The 14,736-nt window shown below is 62.5% G+C and carries 10 protein-coding genes; 7 read left to right on the top strand and 3 right to left on the bottom strand.

Going from position 1 to position 14,736, the window contains the following annotated elements:
* Positions 1–305 (top strand): hypothetical protein (locus V7116_RS21610; protein ID WP_324394058.1); only part of this gene is annotated, 305 nt, incomplete at its 5' end.
* 427 nt (positions 306–732) lie between these two features.
* Here V7116_RS21610 and trxA read toward each other — a convergent pair.
* Positions 733–1,062, bottom strand: coding sequence for a thioredoxin (gene trxA / locus V7116_RS21615; protein WP_324394059.1), 330 nt, complete (start codon positions 1,060–1,062; stop codon positions 733–735).
* A 318-nt stretch (positions 1,063–1,380) separates the two neighbouring features.
* On the opposite strand from trxA, the gene hrcA reads away from it, so the two are divergent.
* On the top strand, positions 1,381–2,460 hold the full coding sequence (hrcA, locus tag V7116_RS21620; RefSeq protein ID WP_324394060.1) for a heat-inducible transcriptional repressor HrcA: 1,080 nt from the start codon (positions 1,381–1,383) through the stop codon (positions 2,458–2,460).
* A gap of 109 nt (positions 2,461–2,569) precedes the next feature.
* On the opposite strand, the gene V7116_RS21625 is transcribed toward hrcA, so the two are convergent.
* Positions 2,570–3,106, bottom strand: a complete 537-nt coding sequence (locus V7116_RS21625; RefSeq protein WP_324394061.1) for an MBL fold metallo-hydrolase — start codon at positions 3,104–3,106, stop codon at positions 2,570–2,572.
* A 252-nt stretch (positions 3,107–3,358) separates the two neighbouring features.
* Between V7116_RS21625 and V7116_RS21630 the strand changes: the two genes are divergently transcribed.
* The 4 genes from V7116_RS21630 to prmA all read left to right on the top strand — a co-directional run bounded on the left by V7116_RS21630 (position 3,359) and on the right by prmA (position 8,531).
* Entirely contained in the window at positions 3,359–3,895 is a 537-nt protein-coding gene (locus V7116_RS21630; RefSeq protein WP_324394062.1) for a nucleotide exchange factor GrpE, read from the top strand.
* Between the two features lie 71 nt (positions 3,896–3,966).
* Positions 3,967–5,874, top strand: a complete 1,908-nt coding sequence (gene dnaK, locus V7116_RS21635) for a molecular chaperone DnaK (RefSeq protein ID WP_324394063.1) — start codon at positions 3,967–3,969, stop codon at positions 5,872–5,874.
* 261 nt (positions 5,875–6,135) lie between these two features.
* Positions 6,136–7,296: a molecular chaperone DnaJ gene (gene dnaJ, locus V7116_RS21640; protein WP_324394064.1), complete on the top strand. Its 1,161-nt coding sequence runs from the start codon at positions 6,136–6,138 to the stop codon at positions 7,294–7,296.
* Positions 7,297–7,610: 314 nt separating this feature from the next.
* Positions 7,611–8,531 (top strand): 50S ribosomal protein L11 methyltransferase, encoded by a 921-nt coding sequence (prmA, locus tag V7116_RS21645; protein WP_324394065.1) that lies wholly within the window; start codon positions 7,611–7,613, stop codon positions 8,529–8,531.
* 233 nt (positions 8,532–8,764) lie between these two features.
* On the opposite strand, the gene dnaE is transcribed toward prmA, so the two are convergent.
* Positions 8,765–14,083: a DNA polymerase III subunit alpha gene (gene dnaE / locus V7116_RS21650; protein ID WP_324394066.1), complete on the bottom strand. Its 5,319-nt coding sequence runs from the start codon at positions 14,081–14,083 to the stop codon at positions 8,765–8,767.
* Between the two features lie 192 nt (positions 14,084–14,275).
* Here dnaE and V7116_RS21655 point away from each other — a divergent pair, with 192 nt between their 5' ends.
* Positions 14,276–14,650 carry a hypothetical protein gene (locus V7116_RS21655; RefSeq protein WP_324394067.1) on the top strand — a complete coding sequence of 125 codons (375 nt, stop codon included), beginning with the start codon at positions 14,276–14,278 and terminating at the stop codon, positions 14,648–14,650.
* The last annotated feature ends 86 nt before the right edge of the window (positions 14,651–14,736 follow it).

A 14,736-nucleotide genomic window follows, 5' to 3' on the forward strand; every position in this document is an offset into this window, starting at 1 on the left:
CGCCGGACGCGACGGGGATTTACGTCGCGGCGCTGGGGGAAGCGCCCCGGCAGATCGTCTCGACCGGGCCTTACGTCACCCGCGACGACAACGATATCGCGTGGGGCGCGCCGTTCGATCTCAGCCCCGACCGGACACTGATCGCGTGGGTGAAAAATGACGTGGACGCGCGGCAGGCGGGCGTCTACCTGACCCCAGTCGATGGCGGCGACACCGCGCTGCTGTTCGCCGCGCCTCCGCCGCCCGACGGCATCTTCGCGTTTGAAGACACGACCGCCATCCTGGATTTCGTGTGGCTGCCATAAGAACAGTCATCAGTCATCAGTCGTAAGTTTTTAGCCAAAAACAAAACCAGGAGACAGGAAGCGACGATCCGTAGAGGCGGGGCGTGGGGTGTATCACAATACGCCCCCTATTCGGCACGTTATGCATTCAGCGGCGCGATAGACGACTCTGCTTTTCGTAGGGGCGATGCTTGCATCGCCCGCCATCAGCAAAGCCGTGTAGAGCAAGCTCTACCCCTACGCACATGCGGCCTGGCGATTTGCTCCCTGATCGCCGGGTCATCGTAGGGACAGACGCCTATCGATCCTTTAACCTGGTACGCATGGGGTGTATCGCAATACGCCGCTACAGAATCCGTTTCCCTGCGCTCCGTTTGCGTAGGCTTTAAAACAAAAAACGGCCCCCGACAGATATCGGGAGCCGTTACGATTGGCTTGTGCGGCGTGATTAGCCCAGGTGTTGGGCGATCTTCGGCTCAAGCGAGGGCAGGGGCATGTAGCCCGTGATACGCTCGACCGGCTTCCCGTCCTTGAACAGGATCAGGGTCGGGATGCCCAGGATGCCGTACTGCATCAGGATGCCCTGGTTGGTATCGGCGTCCACCTTGCCGACGCGCAGCTTGTCGCCGTACTTGGTCGCAAGCTGGTCCACCAGCGGTGCGATCATGCGGCATGGCGTGCACCACTCGGCCCAGAAGTCGATCAGAACCGGCTTTTCCGATTTCAGAACGTCCGACTCGAAGGTGGCTTCAGTGACCTCGAAGGTTTTGTCGCTCATCCGTAGTGTCTCCTCTATTGGGGATTTACCAGCCCGCATCATCCCGCTGATCCCGCCCGCGAATAGGCAGGCGAGAAAATACTTTGTCTCCAAAATAATACCATGATCATTCATGAAACACCAGATTCAAACTGCCGCTCAGGAGGGTTTTTAATGTGCTTCTTGCAGACAGTGCGCCGATCCTACGTTATTATCACTTTGATTACAAATCCTCCCGTTATTTTGACGCCAAAATGTCCGCATGGTATGATGAAAGTGCGTTAGCCAGTCTATTAACGGACTTTCGATACGCAGTAATGGAGCACGAGGCACAGACGTATGATCCCCCCGCCGGTTTCCCCGGAGACCCCCTCACCCGCCGATTCTGCCGGTTTGCCGGAGCTGACCGAGCGCCAGGAAAAGATTCTTGCCCTGATCGTGCAGGAGTACATTCGTAATCCGCAGCCGGTCGGGTCCAAGTCGCTGGTCGAGGATTTCGGGCTGGGATTCAGCAGCGCGACCGTGCGCAACGAGATGGGGGTCTTGGAGCAAAACGGGCTGATTTACGCGCCGCATACCTCGGCGGGCCGCGTGCCGACCAAGCAGGGGTATCGCTACTTCGTGCACCGGCTGCTGAATGACGTCAAGCTCTCGTCATCCGAGCGGCGCGGGATTACGGTGGCGTTCGAGAAAGCGCCCACCGATCTCGAAGAATGGATGCGTACGGCGGTGATCGCCCTGTCGCGCACGGCGCAGACGGCGGCGCTGGTCACTCTGCCGCGCGCGCCCGAAAGCCACTTCAAGCACCTCGAATTGATCGCCACACACGGGCGGTTGGTGCTGATGGTGCTCGTGCTGCGCGGCGGCAGCGTCCACCAGCAGATCCTGACGCTGGCCGAACCGGTCCAGCAGGACGTGCTCTCGCGCACGGCGCAGGTGCTCAATCTGCTGTGCAACGCGCTGACCGCCGAACAGGTCCGGGCCAAAACACGCGCGCATTCCGATCCGCTCACGCACGAGGTCGGGGAGCTGGTGGCGGACGCGATGGTCCAGGCCAACCAGCAGACCGCCCGCGATGTTTACCGCTACGGTCTCAGCGAGATGCTGCCCAGCTTCAACGACGACGAGGCCCAGCAGGCGCTGCGCGTGCTCGAAGAACGCGGCGCGCTGGATACGCTGCTGACCGAGACGCTCTCGCCGGATCAGCCGGACGTGCGCGTGGTGGTGGCGGGCGAGGGGCGCTGGGAGGAACTCAGCCACCTGAGCATGGTTCTGGGCCGCTACGGCACGCCGGAATCGCGCGGGGCGTTGGGCGTGCTCGGCTCGACGCGGATGCGCTATGGCCGCGCGATCAGCGCCGTGCGCTACGTGGCGAATCTGATGTCCGGCCTGCTCGATGACGTGTTCCGCGAAAGCTGAAACAGACCGCGTTCAGCCGCAAGCTCAAAAACCGGAACATGGAGTCGTGAACAGCGAGATTCACAGGGGCGGGCGCGGAGTCCGCTCCCTTTGATTGGCCCGCTAACCGCTAACGGCTGCCCAGCGGGAACACCGGCCCGTGCCCCGGATAGATCGCCGTCGCGCCGTGCTCGCGGATCGCCTGCCAGCTTTGCGACACTGGATGCGCCGGATCGTCCACGAAAGACGCGGGCGTCAGATCGCCCGTGAAGGCCGCACCCTCGTCCAGCACCAGCGTGACGCTGTCGTCGGAGTGGCCGGGCGTGTGCAGGAGTTCCCCCGCGATGCCGATCGTCGCCAGAAACGCGCGGCTGTCCGCCAGGGCGAGCGGCACGATCCGCACGCCATCCGGGGCGGGAGCCTGTACGTCCGGCAGGATCAGCGTCAGGCCAAGATCGCTGAGTTCGCGCACCAGCCCCGCGTGGTCGGGATGGAAGTGCGTGACCAGCATGTGCTTGAGGGTGGGCAGGGCGACGCCCATACGCTCGCATTGGTGCTGGAACCTGCCGAGCGTGCCGGGCCATCCGGCATCCACCAGCAGGCGGGGCGTGTGGTCGGCCAGCATGTAATAGTTGGTGGAGTCGTACCCGACGTTGACGATATTCATGGTTCCTCCTGGGCTGGTCGTTCCCCTGCGCACGGGGCGCGGGGCGGGGTTCCGGCAGGCTGAAACCTGAAATCCGGTAGCAGTGAGCGCCTCGCCGCTATTTTTCCCCAACTTTCTACATATCTCCAGCGTTTTGCTAACGAATTTCTATTACACATCGGATACACTACGGATGCTGCCTGAGTGCAGTGTTATTTTGTTCGTACGGAGGTGAGTAGAGTGGCAGGGGAAACCCAACACCCGAAAGACGATATGCGGACCGAATCCGTAGCCAACGAAGAGGTCGGTACGCCCGGGACGAATGGACCCGGCGCGACTGCCGTTGAGGAGGAAGTCTCGTTGCAGACTCAGATCGATCAGGCGAACGCCCGCGCCGAGGAGTTCCTCGACAGCTTGCAGCGCGAGCGGGCGTCGTTTCAGAACTACAAGCGGCGGGTTGAGAAGGAACGTGCCGAGCAGCGCGCGCAGGTGGCTGGAGACGTATTGGTAAAGCTGCTGCCGGTGCTGGACGACTTCTACCGGGCGGTGGATGCCGTCCCCGAAGGCGAGCGTGACCAGTGGTTCGACGGCATCATCCTCATTCTGCGCAAGCTCGAACGCTTCTTGAGTGATCAGGGCGTCGCGCCGATGGATGCGTTGGGCAAACCGTTCGATCCGGCATTCCACGAGGCGATTGGCGTGGATCTGTCGTCGGACGCCGAGAGCGGCACGGTAACGGCGGTGCTGCAGCGCGGTTATGTGCACGGTGAGCGTGTGCTGCGCCCGGCAATGGTGCGCGTCGCCGAGTAGGTACTTCCCGGTAGACGTGAGATTTTATCGAGTCGACATCAAAATCAAACTGACACACGAGGTGATAGAAAATGGCTAAGACGATCGGTATTGACCTGGGAACCACGAACTCGGTGATGGCCGTGATGGAAGGCGGCGAACCGACCGTGATCCCGTCCGCCGAAGGGGGACGTCTGATTCCCTCGGTGGTCGCTGTCAACAAGCAGGGTGAGCGTCTGGTCGGGCAGCTTGCGCGCCGTCAGGCCGTGATGAACCCTGAGAACACCATCTTTTCAATCAAGCGCTTCATGGGCCGCAAGTTCAGCGATCCCGAAGTGCAGCGCGCGATCGCGCTGGTTCCGTATAAGGTGAGCGCCGCCCCCAACGGTGACGTGCGCGTGCACCTGAGCGGCAAGACCTACAGCCCGCCGGAAATTTCGGCCATGATCCTGCAAAAGATCAAGGCCGACGCGGAAGCGTACCTGGGCGGCGAAGTGACCCAGGCTGTGATCACCGTTCCGGCGTACTTCAACGACAGCCAGCGCCAGGCGACCAAGGACTCGGGTAAGATTGCGGGCCTGGAAGTCCAGCGCATCATCAACGAGCCGACGGCGTCGTCGCTGGCGTACGGCATGGACAAGAAGAGCGACGAAACGCTGGCCGTGTACGACCTCGGCGGCGGTACGTTTGACATCTCGATCCTCGACGTGAGCGAGGGCCTGATCGAAGTGCGCTCCACCAACGGCGATACGTTCCTGGGCGGCGACGACTTCGACGAGCGCATCATCAACTGGCTCGCGGACGAGTTCAAGAAGGAGCAGGGCATCGACCTGCGCTCCGACCGTCAGGCGCTCCAGCGTCTGAAGGAAGCGGCGGAGAACGCCAAGAAGGAACTGTCGACCACGATGTCGGCGGAAATCAGCCTGCCGTTCATCACGGCGGACGCCAGCGGCCCGAAGCACCTGAACGTCACGCTGACCCGCGCCAAGCTGGAAAGCTTGGTGGCCGATCTGGTCCAGCGCTCGATCGACCCGTGCCGCCGCGCCCTCGATGACGCGGGCCTGAAGCCTGCCGAGGTCAACGAAGTGCTGCTGGTCGGCGGTATGACCCGTATGCCTGCCGTGCAGGAAGCGGTCAAGAAGTTCTTCGGCAAAGAGCCGAACAAGAGCGTGAATCCCGACGAGGTCGTGGCGGTTGGCGCGGCGATCCAGGCGGGTGTGCTCGGCGGCGAGGTGAAGGAAGTTCTGCTGCTGGACGTGACGCCGCTGACCCTGTCCATCGAAACGCTGGGTGGCGTGGCGACCCCGCTCATCGAGCGCAACACGACCATCCCGACCAAAAAGAGCCAGGTCTTCAGCACCGCGTCGGACGGCCAGACTCAGGTTGAAATCCACGTCCTGCAGGGCGAGCGCCCGATGGCCGCAGACAACAAGACGCTGGGCCGCTTCATTCTGGACGGCATTCCCCCGGCGCCGCGCGGCGTGCCGCAGGTCGAAGTCACGTTCGACATCGACGCAAACGGCATTCTGAACGTCACGGCGCAGGATAAGGCGACCGGGCGCGAGCAGAAGATCACCATCACGGCGAGCAGCGGCCTGAGCGACTCGGAAATCGAGCGCATGGTCCGCGAGGCCGAGAGCCACGCGCAGGAAGACGCGCGCCGCCGCGAGCAGGTCGAGCTGCGCAATCAGGCCGAGGCGATGATCCACACAGCGGAAAAGACCCTGCGCGACTTTGGCGAGCAGGTCCCGCAGGACACGCGCCAGTCGGTCGAGGGCAAGGTCGAGGCCGTGCGCAAGGCGCTCGAAGGCACCGATGCCGACGCGATCAAGCGCACGTCCGAGGAACTCGGTCAGGCGATCCAGGACATCGGCAGCCGCATGTACGAGACGGCGGGTGGCCCTGCCGCCGGTGCGGGCGCAGGCCCGACGGGCGGTGCGTCTACCGGCAACGGTGGGCCCGACGAAGACGTGATCGAAGGCGACTTCACCGAGTCGTAAGCCCGATTACCATTCAGACAGCGCAGCGAGCGAAGGTTGCTCCTGCGCTGTTTTTTGCTACCTGGGAAGCCATGGCGCGTAATTCTTGGTAGGGGCGTGCGCCACACGCCCCCTAAGGCCGGTTCCATGCGCTTCTCACGGCTCCGCGACCGCCCTGTCGGGCGTGTGTGCGGGGGCGTGTCGAGCCGAGCGGAGGGGAATCACCCTTTCAGGCCGGGCCACGGTACGTTAGAATGAAACGGATACGAGGAAGCACAAGGTATGGAACGCACAATGCCACGCGACTACTATGAAATCCTGGGCGTCCCCCGGAATGCGACTAAAGAGGATATCAAGAAGGCGTTTCGCGGTCTGGCGCGGCGCTACCACCCCGACGTAAGCAGCGAACCGGATGCCGAGGCGCGCTTCAAGGAGATCAACGAAGCTTATACCGTGCTGTCCGACGATAACAAGCGCGCCGCTTATGACCGCTTCGGCCATGCGGGCGTCAACGGGGCAGGGGCGGGCGGCTTCAGTGGCGGTTTTTCGGGCGGCTTCCCCGGATTCGAAGAAATCTTCGAGGAATTTTTCGGCGGGTTTGGGGGCGGGTCGCGCCGCCGCCGCAACGGCCCCACGCAGGGCCGCGACCTGCGTTATGACCTGACCATCGACTTCAACCAGTCGGTGTTTGGCGCGGAAGTCGATATCGAAGTGCCGCGCCGCGAAACGTGCGACGTGTGTCACGGCAGCGGAGCCGCGCCGGGCACGACGCCGCGCCGCTGTTCCGACTGTAATGGCACGGGGCAAGTCCGGCAGGTGCGCCAGTCGTTCCTGGGCAGCATGGTCAACGTCACCGACTGCCCGCGCTGCCACGGCACAGGCGAGATCGTCGATACGCCCTGCTCTGAGTGTAACGGCCAGCGCACGGTCCAGAAGGTCCGCAAGCTGACGGTGACGATCCCGGCAGGGGTGGACGACGGCACGCAGATCCGGCTTGGCGGCGAAGGCGAGCCGGGCCAGCGCGGCGGCCCCGCGGGCGACCTGTACGTGGTGCTGCGCGTGACGCCGCACGAGTTCTTCAAGCGGCGCGAAAGCGACATTATCCTCGAAGTCTCGATCAACGTGGCTCAGGCGGCGCTCGGTGATTCGATCGCCGTGCCGACTGTGGACGGCGACGAAGAAGTGGTCGTCCCGGCGGGCACGCAGTCCGGCAAGGTGATCCGGTTGCGCGGCAAGGGCGTGCCCAAGCTGCGCCGCGACGGATCGTCGGCAGGGCGAGGCGATCAACTGCTGGTGCTGACGGTCGAAGTGCCGAGCAAGCTCACCAAAGAGCAGCGGGATCTGTTCGAGCAGTTGGGTCGCACGCTGGGCAAAGAGGTGATCCCGCAGAAGCAGGGCCGGGGTTTTTTAGATCGAGTCTCTGACTTTTTCGGCGGTGTCTGACCGCCGGTGATGTTCGTGGTTTTGAACCGTAGGTTTAAAAGAGAAATGGGCAACTAAGTTGCCCATTTCTCTTGCGCGTATCACTTTGAGGAGGAGGACGGGGCCCTGGTCACGATGGGGCTACGATGACAGGTTCAGCACGCGTCATTGAGACCCCGTCATTTCCTATATTATCAGATATTCACTTAAAAAACAATAACAAACATAAATATTTACAAAATTTTATTATTTAGATGCCCGATCCGGCTTTTTTGGGGCTTGATCGGGCCATTCGAGGTGTATGATTAGATAGCCACCAGTGGAAAGGCGTTCACATGAATTGGGTTGAAGTGTCGATTGAGGTCGATGGCGAGGCGGCGGAAGCCGTCGCGGACATCTTTCAGCGCTACGGGCATCAGGGCGTGGCGATCGAGCAGGCGGGCTTCCCGATCGAAGTGTGGCCGGACGAAGTGCCGCCCGCCGACAAGCTGATCGTTCGGGCTTACTTCCCCGAAAATAATGAGGCGGAAGCCGCCAAGCAGACGCTGCGCGAGGCGCTGTGGTACATGAGCCGCCTGTATCCCATGCCGGAGCCGACGTTCCGCATCGTCAACGACGAAGACTGGGCGAACGCGTGGAAGGCGCACTACCATCCCCTGCGGCTGGGCAAGCGCCTGTACATCCGGCCTGAGTGGACGCATCCCACCGACATGAAGCCGGATGACATCGTGCTGATCATGGACCCCGGCATGGCGTTCGGCACGGGGACGCATCCCACGACGCAGTTGTGTCTGATCTCGATCGAGGAGATGCTGGCGGATTGGCCGTACGCCGAAGTGCTCGACCTGGGCTGCGGCTCCGGTATTCTGGGCATCGCGGCGATCAAGCTCGGCGCGCGGCACGTCCTGGGCGTGGATATTGACGAGCTGGCGGTCAAGAGCACGCTCGAAAACGCGGGCTACAACGACGTGCTCGAGTCGATCACGGCGCAGCAGGGCAGCTTGGAGACGGTGCGCGCATCAGGCCAGCAGTACGATCTGCTGCTGGCGAACATCCTCGCGCGTGTGATCACTGGCATGTGCGATGAGGGCCTGGGCGATGTGGTGCGTCCGGGTGGCAAGGCCGTTTTCAGCGGCATTATTCTCGATCAGGCGGATGATGTGGAAGCGGCGCTGCGCCGTACCGGCCTGGAGCCGACCCGCCGCCGCACGATCACCGACTGGGTGGCGATCGAAGCCATCAAGCCGATAGCGTAGCCGCCGAGACCCCTCGATCCGTAGGGGGCAGCGCTTGCTCCGCCCGGTACGAGATATGCGGGCGGACATAAAAAACAGGGCAGGTTACAAACCTGCCCCTACAAAACCCCAGTGGGCGCTGCTTGTCTCCCCTCTCCAACCCAGATTGGAGAGGGGCCGGGGGTGAGGTCGTGGTGATGACCGGACTAATTTGTTAAACCGCATCAAACCCGCCCGTTTTTTATGGTTCGATCTTACTCCAACGCCTCGATCGCCACGTTTTCTTCCCCGATCATCTGCCGCATCAGGTCCAGCACGTCGTCGTTGATGGCGATCGGGTACTTCGGGAAGTCCATGCGCGTGTATTTCTGGTTGGATCCCGGCACAAGGAAGCAGAACCGGTCGTTGCCGGGGTACTGCGTCAGAATGCCGTGCAAGCGGCGCAGCTTCATGCGGTCGCGGTTGGAATCGCCGGAACGCGGAACGGTCAGCTTGAGCAGGCGGCTCGGCTGCGGCTCCGGCTCGGGCTTGGGCTGCGGCTTAGGACGGCGCGGACGCGGCGGCACAGCGTGCTGGGCGGGTCCCTCCGCACGCTCCTGCTTGTGATCGTTTCTGTTTCCATTGCCATTACCATTGCCATTGCCGTGGCCGTTACCGTTTTCCGGCTCCGCGACGCCGATCACGTGCCCGGTGTCGTCCTGGTACGCCAGGGCGGGAGCAGGCGTCCAGCCGTTATCCTCTTCCAGCCAGCCGGGGACGTCGCGGTCCGAGACAGTCGCGCCGAAGCGGCTCGGCGGTTCTTCGTTGTTCCGCATGCGCGGTGCAGCCGCAGGCTCGACGGGCGGGATCGGCGCCACATTCGCGCCTGCCGTCGCGGGCATGACCGGCTCGGCGGCGTGCCGCACGGGGGCCGGTTCGGGCGCGTCAGGCTCGCCGGTTTCGTCGTCATACGACGTTTCACCGGGCGGTGTCTCGTCCATCCACGAGAAGCGCGTACTGTCCAGGCTTCGTATTTCCTCCAGCGACTCGACCGTTTGGAACTCCTGCGTCGCCTCATCCGCGATCACCTGTACATCGCCGCGCCCGGTGTCGGCCTTGCCGCGCACGATGAGCACCGCGTCTTCGACGACGATGTTACGGTATTTCTCCCACGTCCGGGGGAACATCACCACACTCAGCGCGCCCGTGATGTCCTCAAGGGTGAGGATTGCCATCGAATCGCCCTTTTTAGTGACGATGTTGCGGATGTCGGTGATTAGCCCGGCGACCTGCACGGCCTTGCCGTTCGCGGCGTCGCCTTCTTCGATCAGGTCCGCGCTGGACTTGATATTGGCGTTGGCGAACTGTTTTTCGAGCGCGCGCAGCGGGTGGTCCGTCACGTACAGCCCGACGAGTTCCTTTTCCCAGCGCAGCATTTCGCGCTTATCCGCCTGCTCGATCTCCGGCAAATTGCTGAACAGGCTTTCCTCGACGTTGAACGTGACGCCGGTCGCCTCGCCAAACAGGCTGATCTGGCCGACATCCTGCGCTTTGTGGAAATCCGCTGAGAACTTGAGCATGCGCTCCATCGCGGCCAGCAGGGTCGGGCGCGTGCCGAACTGGTCCATCGCGCCCACGCGGATCAGCGATTCCAGCGCGCGCTTCTGCACCACGCGCAGATCGACGCGGCGGCAGAAATCTTCCAGATCGCGGAAAGGCCCACCGTCTTCGCGCTGGGCGATGATGTGTTCCAGCGGGCCGACGCCCACGTTTTTGATCGCTGCGAGGCCGAAGCGGATCGCGCGCTTGCCCTCTCCCTGCGCCTCAATGCTGAAATTGAGCTGGCTGCCGTTGACGTTGGGCGGCAGCACCTCGATCCCCATGCGGCTGCAGTCGGCGGCGAACAGGCTGACTTTGGCCGAATCGTCGCGGTGCACGGTCATGAGCGCGGTCATGTACTCGTGCGGATAGTGGCACTTCAGGAATGCGGTCTGGCACGTCAGCACGGCGTAGTCGGCGGCATGACTTTTGTTGAATCCATACCGCGCGAAGAACTCGATATCGTCGAAGATCTTGTTGGCCGAGTCGGGATCGACGCCGTGATCCGGCCCGCGCTTGACGAACGTCTCGCGGTGCTGGAGCAGCGCCTCTTTCTTTTTCTTCGACACAGCCTTGCGCATCAGGTCGGCTTCACCGAGTGAATAGCCGAACAACTGCGCGCCGATCTGCATAATTTGTTCTTGATAGACGCAGTTGTGCACGATGATGTTGTTGGCAACGAAGTTGTGAATGCCCTCGACCGTCAGATCGTAAACGTGCTCGATGCCTTCCGGCTCGATCGAGACCACTTCCTGCCACAGCACGTTTGCTGCGCGCTGCGTCTCGACCAGATCGAGCGCTTCGGCCACGGGCGCGACGACGTGCGCCGGGATGCGCGGGCGATTTTCGGTCGCGTTGCGATAGAAATGGACGCGGTCGATACCGTAGGTCGCCATCAACTGCCGCGACGATAAATCGGTGACCTGCTGCACTTCCGTGATGAAGCGCATCCGGTCCAGCGTCGGGCGGCTCACGGCGGCGCATTCGACATTCTTCTTGTGGGTTAACAGGTAAGGCGACAGCAGTTCGTGCAGACGGTGCGTATCGTACACCGTGACCTGATAGGCGTCGCGGTGGCCCCGGCTCGATTCGTAGGCGGAAACGTGAATCACGGAGGCGACGCCCAGGCGCAGCAGCAGCGTTTGTACGTCATGCGCCAGCCGCTGCGAGATCGTCTTGTAATGCCAGATCTTGGGTGAGGCGTGCCCGTCGCAGTCCCACAGCGACGCCAGGAAAAACGCGATATCGTCGTTGTCGAGTGTGAACACGAAGTCCGGGATGGATTTCTCCTGGCTGCGTACGCCGCGCGGATGGCCGCGCCCCGGTGACTCCTTGAAACCCAGCTCGCGCATCCATGCCAGCAGGCTGTTGACGGCCTTATACTGCGTTTTGTGCCGGACACCGACCCGCTGCACGCTGCGCGCTTGCTCAGTAAACACCGGGGTCACGTCCCCGAACGCATCCAGGCAGCGCACGTATTCATCGAGCAGCACCGGGTCCTGGCTGACGAAATCGACCGAGCAACCGCTGGCGAGGCTGCCGTCGGCGATCAGATATGCCAGCACGCGCAGCCTGTCGCGGTTCATGCGTGTGGGAGCGTCGGGCGCGATCAGGTGCGGCGGCGCGGCGACATAATCGCCCACACGAATCTCGTTGAGCGGCGTCCATCCGCTTTCGGTGAGAAAACGGTGATCGGCGGTGGTCTTGATCGTGGCTCCACTGCGCAGCGTGACTCGGTAAACGGGCTTTTCGCCGTTGTCGATCAGGTGTATCACGCGCCCGATCGCGGGCTGGTAGTTCTCGTCCACGCCCTGCACCGCGATCCGGTTCACGTGCTCCGCCAGTTCATCGACGCGGAAGCGCTGCCCCGTGAGCGCGTCGAACACCAGCGAGTCGCCGCTGACGCAGATCCCGTACGTTTCGCCCAGGATCGGTTCGAGTTTGGGGTGCAGGTAGGTGACTTCTTCGTCACCGTGCAGACGGCGGTTATAGGTCGGAATGTAGTCCATCGGGCCGGGGCGGTAGAGCGCCACCGCCGCGACGATGTTTTCGAACTTTTGCGGGCGCATATCGGTCAGCATGCGCCGCATTCCCTGCGATTCGAGCTGGAACACGCCGATCGTTTCGCCCCGGCTGAGCATCTCGAACATGTCCGCGATCATGCGCTCTTCTTCCGGGTTGTCCGGGTTGGGGCGGTAAGGGATGTTCGAGAGATCGTAGCGGATGCCGTGCTGCTCTTCGATCAGGTCGCAAGCCAGCCGCACGATGGTCAGCGTGGAGAGGCCGAGGAAGTCCACTTTCAGCAGGCCGATCGATTCGCACGTTTCCATCGGGAACTGCGTCACCTGCTTGACCGGCGCGTTCTCGTCTGCGCCGCTGGTGGGGCGGTGCAGCGGGATGTAATCGACCAGGGGCCGGTCCGCGACGATGATGCCCGCCGCGTGCGTGCTGGCGTGCCGCGTGACGCCTTCCAACTGGCGCGCAACGTCGATCACCGCGCGCGCGGCGCCGTCCTGCTCGTAGACCGTTTTCAGGTCGGGCAGGGCCTTTTCGGGATCGTCGCCCAGCGCGTCATCGAACTTGATCGCCTTGGCGGCGGTCGGGATCAGGCGCGCGATGCGGTTGACTTCCTCGATCGGCATGTTCAGCGCGCGGCCCACGTCGCGGATGGCCGCCTTGCTGCCCATCGTCCCGAAGGTGATGATCGCCGCGACCTTGTCCTCGCCGTATTTCTGCGCGCAGTACTGGATCATCTCCGCGCGGCGGTCTTCGGGGAAGTCCATGTCAATGTCGGGCATGGAGACGCGGCCCGGATTCAGGAAGCGCTCGAACAGCAGGCCGTTGCGCAGCGGGTCGATGCTGGTGATGCCCAGCGTATAGGCCGCCACGCTGCCCGCGCCGGAGCCGCGCACGTTCCACCAGATATCCGCGTGCCGCGCGAACTCGCACAGGTCCCACACGATCAGAAAATACGTGTCGAAGCCCATGTTGTGAATGATGCCCAGCTCGTAATCCAGACGTTCTTTGAGGGCCTCGTCCGTATCGGCGCGGCTCCCATAGCGCCACTGTAGGCCGCGCTCGCACAGGCTGCGCAGGTACGTGTCGGCGGTATAGCCATCCGGCACGGGGAACACCGGCAGGTGATAGCCCTTCGAGTCCAGATTGACGTCGCACATGTCCGCGATGAGCCGCGTATTTGTCAGCGCGTCGGGCACGTCCGCGAACAGCCGCCACATTTCGTCCGGTGTGCGCAGGTGGTAGCTCGGATCGCTCATGCGCAGGCGGTTACCCTCCGTCTTCAGGTTGCCCGTCTGGATGCACAGCAGCGTATCGTGCGCGTCGTAATCTTCTTCGAGGATGTAGTGCACGTCGTTGGTGGCGACGACTGGCAGATCGGCGTATCCCCGGTTTTCGATCAGCCAGCGGTTGAGCGTGTGCAGGATCGGGATGTCGTGGTGCTGAAGCTCCAGAAAGAAATTTTCCTTGCCAAAGACGTCCTGATACCAGCCGATTTGTTTGAACGCGTCCGCTTCCTGGCCGCGCTCGACCATGCGCGGAATTTCCGCCGCCAGACAGCCGCTGGTGGCGATCAGGCCGTCGGCGTGCGCCGCCAGAAAGTCGTGATCGATGCGCGGGCGATAATAGTATCCCTTGAGCTGTGCCGCCGACGCCAGTTGCAGCAGGTTCTGATAACCGGTCTGGTTTTTCGCCAGCAGCAGCATATGATAGGGTTTGGTGTCTTTTTGCGGATCGCGGTCTTCCATGCCGCGCGGAGCGAGATAGGCTTCCATGCCGATGATCGGCTTGATGCCCGCCGCTTTGCTCGCGCGGTAGAAGTCGATCACGCCGAACATCGTGCCGTGATCCGTGATCGCCAGCGAGTCCATGCCGGTTTCTTGCGCGCGCTTGACCAGCTTTTTGATGTGGCTCAGGCCGTCCAGCAGGCTGTACTCGGTGTGCACGTGCAGATGTACGAATGGTTTTTCGTCAGACATGGGGGCTATCGCTCGTAGAACATTTAAGCTAAGGGCTATAGCGCGATTATAACACGCCGGGCGCGCGCATGAGCTTAAAATTTTGCGTCCCCGCGTGTGGCGGCGCTTTTTTTGTGCGATGACGGACTTGTAATTTGCTGATACGAAAAAACGATCTACTGTATAATGGGGTGATAAGAGGAGGGTACGGGCATGGAAAAGTGGGGCTGGCTGTACCGCATGGGCCGTGCGCTGCGGCGTATTGCCGTGATCGAGGTCGCCATCGTCGCGGTGGCGCTGGTGTTTTCGCTGCTGGTGGGGTGGCGCACCACGAACGAGATTTCGCTGGTCGTCACAATAGTCGGTGTGCTGGTGTTCGCCATCGGGCCGTTCAGCCTGATCGGGGGATGGGGCACGACGCGCACCTGGAATTACCAGTACGTGCGCACGATGGAAGACAACACCGCCGCGCACCGGCGGCGGCAGGATGCGCAGGAAGTCGCACGGGACGCGGGGCTGGTATTCCCGTCGATTGTGCTGGGCGTGCTGACGATGTTTGTGGGCGCGATGATCCAAACTCTCTTTTGAAGCCTCGGTTGATGAATTTTTGATCGCATCCGACCTTGACGGCGGCACAGATGATGAATGATGACCGTCCGGCGGCAGCGCCTCCG

Source organism: Aggregatilinea sp. (assembly GCF_036822615.1).
GTDB lineage: Bacteria > Chloroflexota > Anaerolineae > Aggregatilineales > Aggregatilineaceae > Aggregatilinea.